General features: G+C 71.5%; 16 protein-coding genes. 12 read left to right on the top strand and 4 right to left on the bottom strand.

Translation table 11 applies throughout. The features are described from left to right. Positions 1 to 10: 10 nt before the first annotated feature. Positions 11 to 652, bottom strand: coding sequence for a response regulator transcription factor (locus tag AB0J58_RS10800; protein WP_343966196.1), 642 nt, complete (start codon positions 650 to 652; stop codon positions 11 to 13). A gap of 108 nt (positions 653 to 760) precedes the next feature. Then, positions 761 to 2863 (bottom strand): glycoside hydrolase family 65 protein, encoded by a 2103-nt coding sequence (locus AB0J58_RS10795; protein WP_364213197.1) that lies wholly within the window; start codon positions 2861 to 2863, stop codon positions 761 to 763. A 294-nt stretch (positions 2864 to 3157) separates the two neighbouring features. Here AB0J58_RS10795 and AB0J58_RS10790 point away from each other — a divergent pair, with 294 nt between their 5' ends. The 6 genes from AB0J58_RS10790 to AB0J58_RS10765 all read left to right on the top strand — a co-directional run bounded on the left by AB0J58_RS10790 (position 3158) and on the right by AB0J58_RS10765 (position 9617). After that, the gene (locus AB0J58_RS10790; RefSeq protein ID WP_364213195.1) at positions 3158 to 4045 is read left to right on the top strand and encodes a universal stress protein; all 888 of its coding nucleotides are present in this window, start codon (positions 3158 to 3160) and stop codon (positions 4043 to 4045) included. A gap of 76 nt (positions 4046 to 4121) precedes the next feature. After that, positions 4122 to 4988, top strand: a complete 867-nt coding sequence (locus tag AB0J58_RS10785; RefSeq protein WP_364213192.1) for a universal stress protein — start codon at positions 4122 to 4124, stop codon at positions 4986 to 4988. A gap of 59 nt (positions 4989 to 5047) precedes the next feature. After that, the gene (locus AB0J58_RS10780; RefSeq protein ID WP_364213189.1) at positions 5048 to 6085 is read left to right on the top strand and encodes a zinc-dependent alcohol dehydrogenase family protein; all 1038 of its coding nucleotides are present in this window, start codon (positions 5048 to 5050) and stop codon (positions 6083 to 6085) included. A 183-nt stretch (positions 6086 to 6268) separates the two neighbouring features. Continuing rightward, a complete protein-coding gene (locus tag AB0J58_RS10775) occupies positions 6269 to 7120 on the top strand; it encodes a universal stress protein (protein WP_364213186.1) in 852 nt (283 codons plus the stop codon). Between the two features lie 172 nt (positions 7121 to 7292). Then, positions 7293 to 7847, top strand: a complete 555-nt coding sequence (locus AB0J58_RS10770; RefSeq protein ID WP_343966208.1) for a hypothetical protein — start codon at positions 7293 to 7295, stop codon at positions 7845 to 7847. 69 nt (positions 7848 to 7916) lie between these two features. Next, positions 7917 to 9617 (top strand): GAF domain-containing protein, encoded by a 1701-nt coding sequence (locus tag AB0J58_RS10765; protein WP_364213183.1) that lies wholly within the window; start codon positions 7917 to 7919, stop codon positions 9615 to 9617. On the opposite strand, the gene AB0J58_RS10760 is transcribed toward AB0J58_RS10765, so the two are convergent. Beyond that, entirely contained in the window at positions 9614 to 10054 is a 441-nt protein-coding gene (locus AB0J58_RS10760) for a pyridoxamine 5'-phosphate oxidase family protein (RefSeq protein ID WP_364213180.1), read from the bottom strand. The two genes, AB0J58_RS10765 and AB0J58_RS10760, sit on opposite strands and share 4 nt — an antisense overlap. A 187-nt stretch (positions 10055 to 10241) precedes the next feature. On the opposite strand from AB0J58_RS10760, the gene AB0J58_RS10755 reads away from it, so the two are divergent. From AB0J58_RS10755 to AB0J58_RS10730, 6 genes are all read left to right on the top strand, one after another. Next, entirely contained in the window at positions 10242 to 10631 is a 390-nt protein-coding gene (locus tag AB0J58_RS10755; protein WP_364213177.1) for a hypothetical protein, read from the top strand. Positions 10632 to 10972: 341 nt separating this feature from the next. After that, positions 10973 to 12292, top strand: coding sequence for a phosphoribosyltransferase (locus AB0J58_RS10750; protein ID WP_364213173.1), 1320 nt, complete (start codon positions 10973 to 10975; stop codon positions 12290 to 12292). A 60-nt stretch (positions 12293 to 12352) separates the two neighbouring features. Further along, on the top strand, positions 12353 to 12622 hold the full coding sequence (locus tag AB0J58_RS10745) for a metal-sensitive transcriptional regulator (protein WP_364213170.1): 270 nt from the start codon (positions 12353 to 12355) through the stop codon (positions 12620 to 12622). Positions 12623 to 12899: 277 nt separating this feature from the next. Further along, positions 12900 to 14294 carry an MBL fold metallo-hydrolase gene (locus AB0J58_RS10740; RefSeq protein ID WP_364155888.1) on the top strand — a complete coding sequence of 465 codons (1395 nt, stop codon included), beginning with the start codon at positions 12900 to 12902 and terminating at the stop codon, positions 14292 to 14294. Then, on the top strand, positions 14291 to 14899 hold the full coding sequence (locus AB0J58_RS10735; protein ID WP_364213168.1) for a rhodanese-like domain-containing protein: 609 nt from the start codon (positions 14291 to 14293) through the stop codon (positions 14897 to 14899). The genes AB0J58_RS10740 and AB0J58_RS10735 overlap by 4 nt, the downstream gene beginning before the upstream one ends. After that, complete coding sequence (locus tag AB0J58_RS10730; protein WP_364213166.1) at positions 14896 to 15684, top strand: sulfite exporter TauE/SafE family protein; 789 nt, start codon at positions 14896 to 14898, stop codon at positions 15682 to 15684. Before AB0J58_RS10735 ends, AB0J58_RS10730 begins: the two co-directional genes overlap by 4 nt. Before the next feature lie 47 nt (positions 15685 to 15731). Here the strand turns inward: AB0J58_RS10730 and AB0J58_RS10725 are convergent, their stop codons facing one another. Continuing rightward, the gene (locus AB0J58_RS10725) at positions 15732 to 16220 is read right to left on the bottom strand and encodes a hydrogenase maturation protease (RefSeq protein WP_364213163.1); all 489 of its coding nucleotides are present in this window, start codon (positions 16218 to 16220) and stop codon (positions 15732 to 15734) included. Positions 16221 to 16230: the final 10 nt, after the last annotated feature.

Raw genomic sequence — 16230 nt, 5'->3', positions numbered from 1 at the left:
GGAGGTCCGCTCACTCGGGGTGGTTGGTCTTCAGCCGTGTCACCAGGGCGGCGGCCTGGGTGCGGCGTTGCATGTTCAGCTTGGACAGCAGGTTGGAGACGTAGTTCTTGACCGTTTTCTCGGCGAGGTACATTCGCTCGCCGATCTGCCGGTTGGTCAGGCCTTCGCCGATCAGTTCCAGGATGTGGCGTTCCTGGTCGGAAAGAGCGGCCAGCGGGTCTTTCTTGACGGCCTGTTCGCGCAGCCGCGCCAGCATGGCGGAGGTCGTCTGCGGATCCAGCATCGATTCGCCGCCCGCCACCGTGCGTACGGCGCCGACCAGGTCTGAGCCGTGGATCTGTTTGAGCACATAGCCGGAGGCGCCCGCCATCACGGCGTTGAACAGGGCTTCGTCGTCGGCGAAGGAGGTCAGCATCAGGCAGGCCAGTCCCGGCATCTTGGAGCGGACCTCACGGCACACGTCCACCCCGTTGCCGTCGGGCAGGCGCACGTCCAGAACCGCGACGTCCGGTTGCAGCGCTGGAATGCGGGCTATCGCCGACTCGGCGGTCCCCGCTTCGCCGATCACCTCGATGTCGCCTTCGGACTCCAGCAGTGCGGCCACGCCGCGCCGTACCACTTCGTGATCGTCGACCAGGAACACGCGAATCATGTCCTGAGATTATCCTTCCTGGAGTGCCGGTGGTAAGGACGAGGATCCCCGCCATCGTGCGGTGGGCGCGGACGTCTTCGGTGCTGAGCCGGCGGCGAGGGCGGACGCTCAGGTTTTCGCCTCGAACAGGCCGGCCACCCCGGCCATCGCTCCCAGGTGGATTCCCTCGGAGGTGGTTCCCGCCTGGAGATCTCGCACGTCGTTGTTCAGCGCCTCCACCAGGAAGGGGTGCGAGGCGCCGGGGCGCAGGCGGGCCAGCACTCCGGCGTGGACGACGGCGCTCAGCGTCGAGCCGTGGCAGGTGCGGGCCAGGTAGTAGTCCACGGTGTCCTTGGCCATTGTGGCGTTCCACTCGTAGCCAAGGCCGGTCAGGATCTCGTCGAGCCCTTCCTCGCCGAGCAGGTGGAAGAGCATGAGCACGTCGGCCTGTTTGGAGGCCTTGTACCGGTTCGGCGTGTCGCCTTCGGCTTCGAGGATGCGGTCCAGTCGCCGGATGTCTCCGTACTTCTTCCGGTAGGCGGCCCAGTCCAGCTCCTCCAGGCCCGCGTATCCCTCGAACTGGCTGATCACCCCTTCGTGGAAGTCCACCCGCATCCGCCGGGTCATGGCGGTGAACAGTTCGATCTCCTGTTCGCCGACCCCCTCGGCGCCGACCAGGCCGATCATGTCCAGGACCCGGCGCATCAACCAGGCGGTCATGACGTTGGTGTAGGCGTTGTTGTCCAGCCCGGGTTCGGCGTGGTCGGGGTAGCCGTCGTGATACTCGTCCGGGCCCATCACGCCGCGGATCGCGTAGCGCCCCTTCTCGAAGGTCGCGAGTGAGGCGAAGAAGCGGGCCACCTCCAGCAGCAGTTCGCCGCCGAAACCGGCCAGGAAGGCGGTGTCCTTCGTCGCCTGGTAGTGCTGCCACACGTTGAAGGCGACGGCCAGGCCGACGTGGCGCTGCAGGTGTGAGCGGTCGGGCAGCCAGCGGCCGGAGCGGGGGTTGAAGTGCAGGCGCGGTGTCTCCTCCCGGCCGTCGCTTCCGCTCTGCCAGGGAAACATCGCTCCGGCGTATCCGGCGGCGCGGGCGGCCCAGCGTGCCTCGGGCAGGCGGCGCCACCGGTACCTGAGCAGTGCCCGGGTGATTTCGGGCAGGCGCGGGGCGAGGAAGGGGATGACGAACAGGTCGTCCCAGAACACGTGGCCCCGGTAGGCCTCGCCGTGCAGGCCCCGGGCGGGTAGGCCGGTGTCGAGTTCCGCGATGTGCGGGGAGGCCGTCTGCAGCAGGTGGAAGACGTACAGGTTGAGGATCTGCTGCACCTCGGTGTCCTGGGCGGTGACGTGCGCCCGCCGCCACAGCCGGTCCCAGGCCCGGATGTGCCGCTTGAGGAGGGTGGCGAAGCCGCCCGCGCGCACGACGGCGCTTCTCGCGGCGGCCTCGCTCTCGGAGATCGCCCTGTCGCGGGAGGTGTAGAGGGCCACGATCTTCTCCACGGTGACCTCGTCACCGGCTTTCACCTCGACGGTGCGGTCATCGCCGACCCAGCCCTCCTCGACGTCGGCGCGGCAGCGCCCGTCGGCCAGTGTGGTGCGGGCGGCGAGTGCGATCTCCACGCGGGAGGTGGCGGTGCGGGTCAGCAGTTCGATCACGCCGTGGGCGGCGTGCCCGCAGATCGGAACGAGATGCCGGCCCTCCAGCTCGCGGTAGCGGGCGACTCCGGCGTTGGTGACGCGCCCGTCCAGTGCCGAGCGGATCTCCAGCGCTCCGTCCCAGTTCTCCGGAACGATCGTCATCGTGAGGGCGGCCAGGTGTGGGTCGTCCATCGAGACCAGGCGGTGCTGTTCCACTCGGGTGACCCGGCCCTGGGGGTCGCGTATCCGCAGGAACCGGGTGAGAGTTCCCTGGCGCATGTCGAGTGTGTGGCGGTGGGTCAGGATCTCGGCGGTGCCGGGAGCGAACCAGTCGCCGCCTTCGGCGCGAAAGGTCAGGAACAGCCAGTTCGGCACGTTGACGAGGTCCTCGTTCTCCACCGGGTGTCCCGCCACCTGGGAGACGAGCCGGTCGTAGCAGCCGGCGACGTAGGTGCCGGGATAGTGCACCCCGTCGGCCTGTGACTCCGGCGTGGCGCCCCGGGTGGCGAAGTAGCCGTTGCCGAGCGTCGTCAGCGCCTCTCGCACCCCCTCCCGGGCGGGGTCGAAGCCGTCATAGGTGAGGAGCCAGGGGTTCACGTCTTCTCCCGTGAAGTTGTGGTTGTGCCAGATCGGTGACGAGGCCGACGCCGGTGATGGGAGCGGAGTCGAAGCGGCCCGCCCTGACCGCCGGGAGAGTCATGGGTACCCCTTCCGTCTGCACGGTACGGCACTGTTCACGGCGGTTTTAGGGCTGATCGGCCCTATGGCGCAGGGACCTTCGTCGGGAGGTCGGGCATTACATGTGAAAGGGGACAAAGGTCCCCTCGTCCGGGGACGATCGTCCCTGGGGGAACCGCCGGTGCCGCGATCCGATGGGCAGCGGGGGAAGTGATGACCGAATCGATCGCTGTCGGAACGGATGGCTCGGCCGCCGCCACCGCGGCCCTGGAGTGGGCGGTCGACGACGCCGTCCGCCGGGGGGTGTCCCTGCGGATCGTCCACGCCATGGACCGCTGGCCGCACGATCTTGTTGAGTTTCCCGCGCCGGCCCGGCCCGGCCGGCTGGCGTGCTTCGGCGAGCAGGTGCTCACCGAAGCGGTCAAGGCGGCGACGGAGCGGAGGCCGGATGTCCGGGTGACCACCGAGCTGATCGAGGGGACGCCGTCCGACGTTCTGTGCGGGCAGGCGGAAACGGCGGTCGAACTGGTGGTCGGCAACCGTGGCCTGGGCGGTTTCGCCGGATCGTTGCTCGGCTCGGTTCCCGTCCGGCTGGCGGGCCACGTATGCGGTGCGGTGGTGGTCGTCAGGCAGGGGCGTGCCGAGGCCTACGGCGAGGTGGTCGTGGGTGTCGACGGTTCCGCCGAGTGCGAACCCGCCCTCGGGTTCGCCTTCGAGCAGGCCGCCTTGCGCGGATGCGGGCTGCGCGCGGTCTACGCCTGGCAGACGCCCCACGCGTTCTCGCCGGAGGCGGCCGGGGACACCGAAGAGATCCGGTACGCACAGCGCCGGATGGCCGAGGAGCGGCTCGCCGGCTGGCAGGAGCGGTTTCCCGCGGTCGAGGTCGTCTCGGAGGTGACGCGTGCGCGCCCGGTGCCGACACTGCTGGCCGCCTCGGCACGGGCGGACCTGCTCGTGGTGGGTTCTCGCGGCCTCGGTGCCGTCGGCTCGGTCCTTCTGGGATCGGTCAGCCGCGAGGTTCTCCACCATGCCCGCGGCCCCGTCGCGGTCGTCAGATCGACCAGGTCCACCGGCCGGGGGCCGCGCGCCTCATCCGGGTGACCGGAGGCCACGGGGGTAGGAGACCTGCACCGGCTTTCCGCCGCGGGGGCGGCCGGAGGTTCGAAGGGGGAACAACATGATCCTGGTGGGAGTCGACGGCTCACAGGCCGCGCTTGAGGCGGTGAGCTGGGCCGTGCGGGAGGCCGGGCTACGCGACACCGGGTTGCGCGTCGTGCACGTCATGGTGGCCTGGCCGTTGGAGATGACCGAGGACGCTCCGTACGCCGACGTTGGCCGGTGGATGCGCGACGGGGCCACGTCCGTGCTGACGGACGCGCTGAACCGGGCCCGCGAGGAGGACAGCCGGGTCAGGGTGGAGTCGTCGCTGCTGCCGGGCGACCCCAGGGGCGTCCTGATCAAGGCCGCGCAGGACGCCGACCTCCTGGTGGTCGGCAGTCACGGCCGGGACGGTTTCTCCGGCATGCTGCTGGGGTCGGTCGCGCTGGGCGTGGCCGGGCATACCACCTGCCCGGTCGCCGTCGTACGGAGGACGCCCGCGCGGCCAGGCGGTGAGGTGGTCGTCGGAGTCGACGGCTCCGTGGCGGGCGCGTCCGCCATCGAGTTCGCCTTCGCCGAGGCGTCCCTGCGCGGTGCCGGCCTGCGGGCGGTGCACGCCTGGAACCAGCCCGTCGCCGGTGGAGGGCCGTTCGCCCTGGCGTCCGCCGAGGAAGCGGCCGAGGGGGAGCGGCGGCTGCTGGCCGAGGCGCTGGCCGGCTGGGGAGAGCGCTATCCGGATGTCAAGGTCACCGAGCAGATGGAGCACGGGCATCCGGTGGACGTGCTGAAGAACGCCTCGGCACAGGCCGATCTGCTGGTCGTGGGATCACGTGGTCGCGGAGGCCTCGCGGGACTGCTGCTGGGCTCGGTCAGTCACTCGCTGCTGCAGCACGCCGTCTGCCCGCTGGTCGTGACACCCGCCGTCACGGCACCCCGGCACACCTGACCGGACGGCCGGAGAGGGCCACATCCGCTTGACGGCGGCGAGAGGCGAAGGGGTGGATCATGAAAGCGCTGGTCTATCGGGGCCCCGGCAGGAGATCGTGGCAGGAGGTCCCCGAGCCGGGCATCCAGACGCCCACGGACGCGGTGGTCCGCGTCGACGCGGTGACGATCTGCGGCACCGACCTGCACATCCTCAAAGGGGACGTGCCGGCCGTCGAGCCGGGCCGGATCCTGGGCCACGAGGCGGTCGGCACGGTCACCGAGGTCGGCGCCGGGGTCGCGCTGAAGCCAGGCGACCGCGTCCTGGTCTCGTGCGTCTCGGCGTGCGGGCGGTGCCGCTACTGCCGTACGGGCTCCTACGGGCAGTGCCTGGGCGGCGGCGGCTGGATCCTCGGCCACCACATCGACGGGACGCAGGCCGAGTTCGTACGCGTTCCCTTCGCCGACACCTCGACCCATCTCGTGCCCGAGGGGATCGGCGACGAGGCCGTGCTCATGCTGGCCGACATCCTGCCCACCTCCTACGAGGTCGGTGTTCTGAACGGCAGGGTCGCCCCCGGTGACACCGTGGTCGTCGTGGGCGCGGGCCCGATCGGCCTGGCCGCGATCACCACCGCCCGTCTCTACAGCCCCAGCCGCGTCATCGCCGTCGACCTGGCCGAGGCCAGGCTGGAGGCGGCCACCCGCTTCGGGGCGGACGTGGTGATCGGCGCGGACGGTGATCCCGCCGGGAAGGTCGCCGAACTGACCGGCGGCCTGGGCGCCGACGTCGCCATCGAGGCCGTCGGCGTGCCGGAAACCTTCGAGCTCTGCGCCCGCCTGGTCAGGCCGGGCGGCCACGTCGCCAACGTCGGTGTGCACGGCAGGCCCGTCACCCTGCACCTTGAGGAGTTGTGGGCACGCGACCTCACCTTCACCACCGGCCTGGTCGACACCTACTCCACGCCGACGCTGCTGAGCATGCTCGGGGCGGGCCTGCTGGACGGCGGCCGGTTCGTCACCCACCACTTCGCGCTGCACGACATGGAGAAGGCCTACGAGGTGTTCTCCCACCCCCAGGAGACCGGGGCGATCAAGGTGGTGCTCACCCGCGGCTGACCCGGTCGGCGGACGTCGCAGGCGCCGGGAGACGGGGTCTCCCGCAGCTTCTCCTTGACGACGCGGCGCTGTCCGGTTTCGCCGCGGGGTGACGAAAGGCCCTGCCGTCACGCGGGCCGAAAGGGACTTCCGGCCCTGGGGGCGGCAGGTTTGGCAAAGGTCAGATGGGAATAAGGAGGATCGATGTCTAATTTGATCATTGTTGGAGCCGACGGCTCCGGTAACGCGACCGCTGCCGTCGAGTGGGCGGCTGACGACGCCGCCCGGACGGGCCTGCCACTGCGCATCGTCACCGCCGTGCAGCGCTGGCCGAACGAAATCCCCAAGTTCCCCGCCCCCGAGTGGGAGGACGCGGTGACCGAGTCCTCCCGGAAGGTGCTGGCCGCCGCGGAGGAGACGGCCCGCTCCCGGCAACCCGGCATCGAGGTGACCACCAAGCTGATCGATGGACCGCCGGCGCTGGTCCTGCGCGAGCAGGGAAAGGACGCCACGGAGATCGTCGTGGGGACCAGGGGACTCGGCGGGTTCGCCGGAGCCGTGATCGGCTCGGTCAGCGTCCACGTCGCCGGCCACGTGCACTGCCCGGTCGTCGTCGTCCGTCCGGGCCGTACCGGGACACACGGCGAGATCACGGTCGGCCTCGACGACTCCGAGGCCTGCGAGCCCGCCCTCGCCTACGCCTTCGAGCAGGCCAGGCTGCGCGGCAGCACCCTGCGCGCCCTCTACGCCTGGCAGGTGCCGGTGCACATCTACGCCCCGGAGATCGTCTATGACATGGACGAGTTCCGCGCCGCCCACGACAAGCTCGTGACGGACCGGCTCACCAAGTGGCGGGAGAGGTACCCCGAGGTGAAGGTGATCGAGGACGTGCGCCGCGCCCACGCGGTCGAGGCCCTCAGTGACGCCTCCGATACCTGCGACCTGCTCGTCGTCGGCTCCCACGGCCGCGGTGCCCTCGGCTCGCTGTTCCTGGGTTCGGTCAGCCGCGGTGTCCTGCACCACGCCCGCTGCTCCGTCGCCGTCGTCAGGTCCTAGCAGGGGGGCGGCGGGGTCCTGGCGGGGGTCGCGGGGTGAGAGGCCGAAGGTCCCATGAACACGATGACCTTCGCAGTCCGGGAGCGAGCCGTACGGCACTGCGCGGCGACCCTGAAAAACGATGTGATGAAGACACAACAGAGACCGCGAAAAACTACCGAAAGGGGCCGTCATGGCCACCAGGCACGGTCGGGACGTTCCCTCCAAGCAGTCCGCCACGAACGTCACCCCTTCGGCGGCGACGCGTCCGGTCGACTACGTCTGGGCGATCGCGCGCATCTCGATCGGATGGATCTTCCTGTGGGCGTTCCTCGACAAGACCTTCGGCTGGGGATTCGCCACCCCCGCCGACCGCGCCTGGATCGCCGGGGGCAGTCCCACGACCGGGTTCCTCAAGGGCACCGGTGAGAACGCCCTCGGCGGCCTCTTCTCCAGCCTGGCCGGGCAGGTCTGGGTCGACTGGCTGTTCATGCTCGGCCTGCTTGGGGTCGGCGTCGCCCTCATCCTGGGGGCCGGCATGCGGATCGCCGCCGTCGCCGGGAGCCTGATGCTGATCCTGATGTGGGCCGCCGAGCTGCCCCTGGCCACCAACCCGTTCATGGACGACCACATCGTCTACATCGTCGTGCTCGCCGGACTGGCGATGGCGGGCGCCGGTGACACCCTCGGCATCGGCAGGTGGTGGAGCAGCACCTCCCTGGTGCGGAACTACCCCTTCCTGCGCTGACCGGGCCCCAAGACGCCCACCCCATGATCGGGGTGGGCGTTTTGCCGTCTTGGTGCGAGACTCCCGAACATGGCAGACACCGACTCCCACCCCCTGCTTCCGAACATGCGGCTGGACGAACTGCTGTCGGAGCTACAGCTCCGGCTCGAAGCGGTACTCGCCACCCGCGACCGCGTACACGCCCTGCTCGAGGCGGTCGTGGCGGTCGGCAGCGACCTCGACCTGGAGACGGTGCTGCGCCGCATCGTCGAGACCGCGACCAGGCTGGTGGACGCCAGTTTCGGCGCGATGGGCGTGGTCGGCCAGGAGAACACGCTGGTGCAGTTCATCCCGGTCGGGCTCAGCGAGGAGGAGATCGCCAGGATCGAGCACTGGCCGCACGGCCTCGGCCTGCTCGGTTTGCTGATCAAGGAGCCGCGACCGCTGCGCCTGACGCGCATCTCCGACCACCCCGAGTCCTACGGCTTTCCTCCGGGCCATCCCCCCATGGGCTCCTTCCTCGGAGTACCGGTCCGGGTGCGCGACGAGGTGTTCGGCAACCTCTACCTCACCGAGAAGCGCGGCGGCGGCGAGTTCGACGAGGAGGACCAGGCGATCGTCGTCGCGCTGGCCACCGCGGCCGGCGTGGCGATCGAGAACGCCCGCCTGTTCGAGGAGACCCGCCGCAGGGAGACGTGGCTGGCCGCGTCCTCGGAGATCACCACCAGCCTGCTGTCCGGCGCGGACCCCCAGGAGGTCCTCACCCTGATGGCCAGGCGCGCCCGTCAGATGACCGGCGCGGACGTCGTGGCGATCCTGCTGCCGGAGGCGGGCGGGCAGCTGCTGCGGGTGGCGATCGCCGACGGCGAGAACGCCGGGCAACTGGAGCAGGTGGAGATCCAGGTCGCCGGCTCCCTGGCCGGACAGGCCTTCGCCGACGGCGAGCCCCTCATGGTCAACGATCCGGACGAGGCCGGCGGACTGCGGAACGTGTTCTCCGAACATCTGCCGATGGGCCCGGTGGGGGCCGTCCCGCTGGGTGCGGCAGGTGTCGCGCGCGGTGTGCTGTCACTCGGCAAGCGCTCGGGCCGCACCCCGTTCGTCCAGTCGGAGCTGCGTACCCTGCACGCCTTCGCCGCCCAGGCGGCGGTGGCCCTGGAACTGGCCGAGAGCCGCAAGGACGCCGAACGGCTGGGCCTGCTCGAAGACCGCGACCGCATCGCCAAGGACCTGCACGACGTGGTCATCCAGCGGCTGTTCGCCGTCGCCATGACACTGATGAGCACAGTCCGGCTGGTCGAGAGACCGGAGGCCTCCGGCCGCCTGAAGGGCGCCATCGACGAGCTCGACGAGACCATCCGCCAGATCCGCTCCACCATCTTCGCCCTTCAGACGCCCGGCGGGGACGGCGCCCCCAGCCTGCGCGCCAGCATCGTCGAGATGGTGGAAGGCGCCCGTGGTCACCTGGGCTTCATGCCCGGCCTGCGGATGGACGGGCAGCTCGACAACCGCGTGTCGCCAGAGGTCGCCGACCACCTGCTGGCGGTGCTGCGCGAGGCCCTGTCCAACGCGGTACGGCACGCCAGGGCCGGGAGGATCGACGTCTCCGTCGAGGCGCTGGACGACCGGCTCACCCTCGTCGTGCGGGACGACGGCGTCGGGCTGGCCGCCGACGGCAGGCGCAGCGGCCTGCGCAATCTGCAGGAGCGGGCGACCCGGCTCGGCGGCTTCTTCGAGATCGTCTCGCCGGAGACGGGGGGCACCAGCCTGACCTGGAGCGTGCCGCTCTAGTCGTGCGCCGCGGCGTCCCGGTCCACGGGCCTAGGGGAAATCCGGCGGCCGGTGAGGTGGCCCGTCTGCACCAGGATGTAGTGGTCCCGGCTTGCCGGTGCCCAGGCGGTCAGGGGCAGCCGGGCCAGGCGCTCGATCTCCCGCGACTCGTACACGGCTCGCGCGGGCCCCACCGCGGTGACCGACCAGCCGGTACGCGCCGACGGATCGAAGTCGTCGGCCTCGAAGGCGACGATCGCGTCACGGGCCGCCGCGGCGAGCTTGGAACCGATGGTGGTGCGGATCACCACCGTCTCGTCGTCGAGGACGAAGTTGACCGGCTGCACGGCCGGAAGGGCACGGTCGGTGAACACGATCCGTCCGATCGAGACCGAGCCCAGGAGTTCGAGGCACTCCGGCCGGGAGAGCACTTCAAGGCCTGCCGAGTCGAGCTTCATGCCTCTCAGGCTGCCTGTCGGCGTACCGGGGACGTTAGGGGCTAAAGTCCCGTCATTGGCGGTGTTCGGCCTTCGGAGGGCCCGCGGTACGTGTTCGACGCCGTTACCGCCTCGGTGCCCCCGCCTCCGGGTTCCCGCTGACGCCCCGCTTTGCGGGCGGGCCGCTCCCCATGTGATGATCGTGGACATGGCGGACATCGAGTATGTCGAGTACGCCGGGGTTCTCGACGGTGACGACCACATGACCATGGCGCGTGTCCTGGAGGTCTGGGCGGGTGGCCCGGTCCGCGTCGCGCTCCACTTCTTCGGCTGGGAGATCGACTACGACAGCGAGATCGTCTCGCTCTACGCCCAGCCCGGGGGCCACCTCCCCTCCGGAAACGACCGTGATCAGGAGCCCTACTATCTGCTGTCCGGTTCCCTCACCACAGCGACGGTCGCCGAGGCGGAGGGCCGTCTGAGGGCTCTGATCGCCGCCTTCGGCAAGGTGGGCATCGGTTGCCGCCAGCTCGAGTACCACATCGTGGATGAGAACGGCCGGGTGCTCGAAGAGCGCGAGGGCGCCGTCTTGTCCTGAGCCTCCCCGGTGGGCCGCCGGGGGAGCGGTGTTCCGAGAGCCGTCGGGAAGCGGGCCGGTGCTCGTGAAATGGGTCCGCCCGGCCGGTTGTTCTCCTATATGAGGCTGCGAGCCGGGATCTTCGGCCCTGCCCGCCGGGGCATGTCGGCGGCTGACGGTGGGGCCGACGGTGGGGCCGAAGGGCGAGATTCTCGCCGCCGCCGGCCGCGAGGGGGCCGCGGTGGCCGATGAGCGGCCGGTCGCCTGGCGAAGCCGGGCGTGGGCGCCGTTTCCGGTCGCGACGTGATCTCGAGGTCCCGCCGGCAAGCGGAGGTGTGCGGGGCGTCGGAAGGGGGGACGCGGTGTTCGCCGATCGTCAGGATGCGGGCCTGCGGCTGGCCGAGCGGTTACGCGGGTCTGTCGGTGCCGATGAGGAAGTGGTCGTTCTGGGGCTGCCCAGGGGCGGCGTGCCGGTGGCGTTCGAGGTGGCCCAGGCCCTTGACGCGCCACTGGACGTGATCGTGGTCCGCAAGCTCGGGGTGCCGTTCCAGCCGGAACTCGGGTTCGGCGCCGTGGGGGAGGGCGGGGTCCGCGTCATCAACCACGACATCGTGCTGCTCACGGAGCTCACCTACGCGGAGACGGCCGAGGTGGAGGAGTATGAGCGGGCCGAGGTCCTGCGCCGTGCGCGCCAGCTGCGCGGCGACCGCGCTCCGGTGGACCTGACGGGCCGTACGGCGATCGTGGTGGACGACGGGGTCGCCACCGGGGGGACGGCGCGTGTCGCCTGCCAGGTCGCCCGGGCGCGGGGTGCCTCACGGGTGGTGCTGGCGGTGCCGGTGGGGTCACCGGAGACGATCGCGAGCCTGCGCGAGGTCGCCGACGAGGTGGTCTGCCTGCGGACACCGGAACGCCTGCTGGCGGTCGGCGTCTGGTATGTCAATTTTTCCCAGACCACCGATCAGCAGGTGGCCGAGCTGCTTCGAAGGGCCGCGCCCGCGGCGGGGGAGCGCGACGGGAACGCGGCCTCCGATCCGCCCGGCCACGACGAGGAGGTCCTGGTGGACGCCGGGCAGGTCGAGTTGCCCGGCCGGCTCGTCGTCCCGCCCGGCGCCGGGGGAGTGGTGGTGTTCGTGCACGGCAGCGGCAGCAGCCGGCACAGCCCGCGTAACCGGTACGTGGCCGGCGTGCTCAACGGCGCCGGTCTGGGGACGCTCCTGTTCGACCTGCTCACCCTGGATGAGGGGGCCGACAGAGGCAACGTGTTCGACATCGGGCTGCTGGCCGAAAGGCTCGTCCGGGTGACCGGTTGGCTGGGCGACCAACCCTGGGCGGCGGGCCTGCCCGTCGGCTACTTCGGGGCGAGCACCGGAGCGGCCGCCGCGCTGTGGGCGGCGGCGGAGCCGGGCTCCGAGGTCGCCGCCGTCGTCTCCAGGGGCGGGCGGCCCGATCTGGCCGGGCCGCGGCTGCCCGAGGTGCGGGCGGCGACCCTGCTGATCGTGGGAGGTGCCGACGGGGTGGTGCTCGACCTCAACCGGGCCGCGCAGGAACGGCTGCGCTGCGAGAGCCTGCTCCAGGTCGTCCCCGGCGCCACCCACCTGTTCGAAGAGCCGGGGGCACTCGAAAACGTCGCCGCCCTCGCCTGCGACTGGTTCACCGGTCACCTCGGACCGCCGGCGTGAGGTCTCTCACACCGCACCCATGTACCCCCCGGGGTATATTGGGGGCGGAGGTGAGGCGGGATGGATATGGACGCGACGGTCCTGTCGGACGCGCTGACACGACTCAAGCGGGCCCAGGGGCAGCTGGGTGGAGTGATCGCGATGATCGAGAACGGGGACGACTGCGAACGGGTGCTGACCCAGCTGGCGGCGGTCTCCAAGGCGCTGGACCGGGCCGGATTCAAGATCATATCGACGGGCATGCAGCAGTGCCAGATGGCGCGTGAGCGCGGCGAGCAGCCGCCGATCAGCCAGGAGCGGCTGGAGAAACTGTTCCTGGCCCTGTCGTGACACCGGCGTCGTGACACCGGCGTCGTGACACCATCGCCCCGCCCGTCGCACGGAGGGCGGGGTGATGGGAGGCGTGGCATCCTTCTGTCCAAAAGATACCCCCGGGGGTATATTCGCACCGAAGTGGCCTGAACGCCCTCCGTGACGAAGCCTCGGGCGGGGCGCTGCGGCGACGCCGGACGCCCATCCGGCGAGAGTTCGCCGACCGGCGTGAAAACCGGGCCTGGCCGGTCCTCACCTGCCGGCGAAGACAACAACGACCAAGTGAGAGGCGACGATGACGACAATCGAGACAGTGGTGGTGGAGACCTCCTCGCTGGGGGACCGCAGCTACCTGGCCCACGACGGGCGGGTGGCTCTGGTGGTCGACCCGCAACGGGACATCGACCGGATCCTGGCCCTGGCCGGCCGGCTGGGCGTGCGCGTCACCCACGTGGCCGAGACCCACCTGCACAACGACTACGTCTCCGGCGGGCTGGCCCTGGCCAGACTGACGGGCGCGGCCTACCTGGTGGCGGCGGCCGACGAGGTCGCCTTCGACCGGGTGCCCGTGAGCGACGGCGACGAGATGGCGCTGTCACCGTCGATGCGCCTTTCCGCGGTGGCCACCCCCGGGCACACCTTCCACCACCTGTCCTACGTGCTCGGCGGTCCCGGCGGGCCGATGGGCGTGTTCACCGGCGGGTCGCTGCTGTTCGGCACCACCGGCCGCACCGACCTGCTCGGCGCCCGGCACGCCCACGCCCTGGCCAGGCACCAGCACGCCTCGGTGCGACGGCTGGCCGACCTGCTGCCCGACGGTACGCAGGTCTGGCCCACCCACGGGTTCGGCAGCTTCTGCTCGGCCACCCAGACCGACGCCGCGTCCTCGACGATGGGACACGAGCGCGGCGCCAACCCGGCGCTGCGGCTGGAGGCCGACGATTTCGTCACCCAGACCCTCGCCGGGCTGGACGCCTATCCCGCCTACTACGCCCACATGGGCGCCAGGAACACCGCCGGCGCGGACCTGGTCGACCTGACCCCGGCGAGGCGGGCCGACGCCGCCGGGCTGCGCGCGCGTATCGACGCCGGTGAGTGGGTGGTGGACCTGCGCTCGCGCAAGGCGTTCACCCGGCGGCACCTGGCCGGAACGCTGAGCTTCGGCCTGGACGGCCCGATGTCGACCTGGCTGGGCTGGATGGCCCCCTGGGGGGCGCCCATCACGCTGCTGGGCGAATCAGCGGAGCAGGTGGCCGCCGCCCAGCGCGAGCTGGCGCGCATCGGCATCGACCGTCCGGCCGCCGCCGCGACCGGTACCCCCGAGCAGTGGGCCGATGGCGACGGCGCCAGGCTGGGTGAGCTGACCGTCGCCACGTTCGCCGAACTGGCCGCCGTGCGCGACGGCCGTGACGTGCGCGATCTGCCCGCCCCCGACGTCGTGCTGGATGTGCGGCTGCGCAACGAATGGCGCGCCGGGCACATCGACGGCGCGACGCACCTCCCGCTGCCCGAACTACCGCACCGTTTGGCCGAGATCCCGGACGGGACGGTGTGGGTGCACTGCGGCTCCGGCTACCGGGCCGCCGCCGCGAGCAGCCTGCTGACCCGCGCCGGCCGCCGGGTCGTACACATCGATGACGACTACGCCCAGGCGGCCGAAAGCGGCCTGACCATCGAGGAGACCTCATGACCATTCACCCCGACAGGCCCGCCACGCTGGATGTGGCCGCCCTGCGCCACCTGATGGACTCCGGACCCGCGCCCCGGCTGATCGACGTGCGCACCCCCGGTGAGTTCGAGACCGCCCACATCCCCGGCTCGGTCAACGTGCCACTGGATCTGCTGCGCGAGCACCGTGCACGGCTGCGCGCCCACCTGGAGGGCCCCCGGTGGGAGCAGGTGGTGCTCGTCTGCCGCTCCGGGCAACGCGCCGCGCAGGCCGCGGCGGCCCTGTCCGGAGCCGGACAGGCGGCCCCGCGCCTCCTGGAAGGGGGCATCCTCGCCTGGCAGGGGACCGGCGCGCCGCTCCGTACCGGCCGGGCCCGCTGGGAGCTGGAACGCCAGGTGCGTCTGGTGGCCGGATCCCTGGTGCTGACCTCGATCCTGGTCAGCACGCTGTTCCCCCCGGCCAAATGGCTCGCCGCCGCGATCGGCGGCGGGCTGACCTTCGCCGCGCTCTCCGATACCTGCGCGATGGGCATGCTGCTGGCCAAACTCCCCTACAACCGAGGCCCCCGCCGGCCCAGCCTGGAGGCGGTGCTGGGCCGGTTGGCGCAACGGGAGGCGACCTCTTGACGGCGGCGCTCGGCCTGGGCGCGATGATCGGCGTCCTGCTCGGGTTGCTGGGGGGCGGCGGATCGATCCTGGCGCTGCCCGCCCTGGTGTACGGGGCGGGCCTGCCACCGGCCTCGGCGGTGCCGGCCTCGCTGCTGGTGGTGGGCGTCTCCTCGGCCACCGCCGTGCTGCCTCGCATCCGGGCCGGACAGGTGCGCTGGCGCATCGCCGCGGTGTTCGGCGGCGCCGGGGCCCTGGCCGCGTTCGGAGGCGCCGCGATCAACCGGACGCTGCCCCCGCAGGCGATCCTGATCGGGTTCGCCGCGCTCATGGCGGTGGCCGGCTGGCGGATGCTGGCCGGCGACGCCCCGGCCGGCGGAGCCTGCGCACTGCCCGGCGGCGGGGTGAACTGGCGCAGCTGCCTGCCCAGGTCCGTCGCCGCCGGCGCGGCCGCGGGCGCGCTGACCGGCCTGTTCGGCGTCGGCGGCGGGTTCCTCATCATCCCGGCCCTGGTGCTGGCGCTGGGGTTGCCGATGACGGCCGCGGTCGGCACCTCGCTGCTCATCGTGGTGGTCAACTCGGCGGCCGGGTTCGTCGCCCACGCCGACGGCGCCGGCCTGGACTACACGGTCATCGGGGCCTTCACGACGGCCGCGGTGGCCGGATCGCTGGCCGCCGCCCGCCTGGGCCGCCACCTGGACGCCGAGCGCCTGCGCCGCTGGTTCGCCTACCTCGTCCTCGTCGTGGCCGCCCTCGTCCTGGCCCGGGGAGTGCTCGACCTCGTGGCGCCGGCCGGCTGGGCGTGACTCCTCTCGGCCGTCGCGTCGCCGGGGAATTCCCCGGTTCTCCGGCGCTACCGCGCCCGCTCCGGGCCGACAAGGCCGGCCACGGTCTCGGCGAGCTTCCCGATGGCGTGTCTCACCGCCGGGGTGACCGGGGCCCCGAGCCCGAAATCGGCGCCCTCGACGGTGTAGAGCGCGAGCTCGCGGGGCAGGCGGCGGAGAGTCCGGCCGAGCGCGACGGCGTCGGCGACGCCCAGGGCATGGGAACTGCCGTGCCCGAGGGCGGGAGGCGTCCGGTGGGTATCCCGAGAGGAGGCGGCCGGGCCGAGGACGGTGCTCCGGCGCACCGTACCCGGGGGCGCGCCGGAGAGCACCGTGTCGATCACGATCGCCAGGCCCGCACCCGTCCACGCCTCGATCAGCTCGGCCGGATCACCTCCGTTCTCGACCACGGGAATCTCGGGCGGAAGCACACCGCGCAACAGCCGGGCCACCTCCAGCCCGGCGGCGTCGTCGCCCCGCAACTCGTTGCCGATCCCGATGACGATCTGCTCGTGCATGAATCCCCCT

The organism is Streptosporangium sp. NPDC049644 (genome assembly GCF_040675205.1).
Lineage (GTDB): Bacteria > Actinomycetota > Actinomycetes > Streptosporangiales > Streptosporangiaceae > Streptosporangium > Streptosporangium fukuiense.
The sequence above is the reverse complement of the archived record's forward strand: the minus strand, read 5'-3'. Positions and strand labels throughout refer to the sequence as shown.

Excerpts from the sequence above, each read along its gene's own strand:
- AB0J58_RS10745 (WP_364213170.1), top strand. The coding sequence starts at position 12,353 with ATGGATATGGACGCGACGGTCCTGTCGGACGCGCTGACACGACTCAAG.
- AB0J58_RS10780 (WP_364213189.1), top strand. The coding sequence starts at position 5,048 with ATGAAAGCGCTGGTCTATCGGGGCCCCGGCAGGAGATCGTGGCAGGAG.
- AB0J58_RS10775 (WP_364213186.1), top strand. The coding sequence starts at position 6,269 with ATGTCTAATTTGATCATTGTTGGAGCCGACGGCTCCGGTAACGCGACC.
- AB0J58_RS10755 (WP_364213177.1), top strand. The coding sequence starts at position 10,242 with ATGGCGGACATCGAGTATGTCGAGTACGCCGGGGTTCTCGACGGTGAC.
- AB0J58_RS10790 (WP_364213195.1), top strand. The coding sequence starts at position 3,158 with ATGACCGAATCGATCGCTGTCGGAACGGATGGCTCGGCCGCCGCCACC.
- AB0J58_RS10725 (WP_364213163.1), bottom strand. The coding sequence starts at position 16,220 with ATGCACGAGCAGATCGTCATCGGGATCGGCAACGAGTTGCGGGGCGAC.
- AB0J58_RS10770 (WP_343966208.1), top strand. The coding sequence starts at position 7,293 with ATGGCCACCAGGCACGGTCGGGACGTTCCCTCCAAGCAGTCCGCCACG.
- AB0J58_RS10800 (WP_343966196.1), bottom strand. The coding sequence starts at position 652 with ATGATTCGCGTGTTCCTGGTCGACGATCACGAAGTGGTACGGCGCGGC.
- AB0J58_RS10735 (WP_364213168.1), top strand. The coding sequence starts at position 14,291 with ATGACCATTCACCCCGACAGGCCCGCCACGCTGGATGTGGCCGCCCTG.
- AB0J58_RS10760 (WP_364213180.1), bottom strand. The coding sequence starts at position 10,054 with ATGAAGCTCGACTCGGCAGGCCTTGAAGTGCTCTCCCGGCCGGAGTGC.
- AB0J58_RS10765 (WP_364213183.1), top strand. The coding sequence starts at position 7,917 with ATGGCAGACACCGACTCCCACCCCCTGCTTCCGAACATGCGGCTGGAC.
- AB0J58_RS10785 (WP_364213192.1), top strand. The coding sequence starts at position 4,122 with ATGATCCTGGTGGGAGTCGACGGCTCACAGGCCGCGCTTGAGGCGGTG.
- AB0J58_RS10740 (WP_364155888.1), top strand. The coding sequence starts at position 12,900 with ATGACGACAATCGAGACAGTGGTGGTGGAGACCTCCTCGCTGGGGGAC.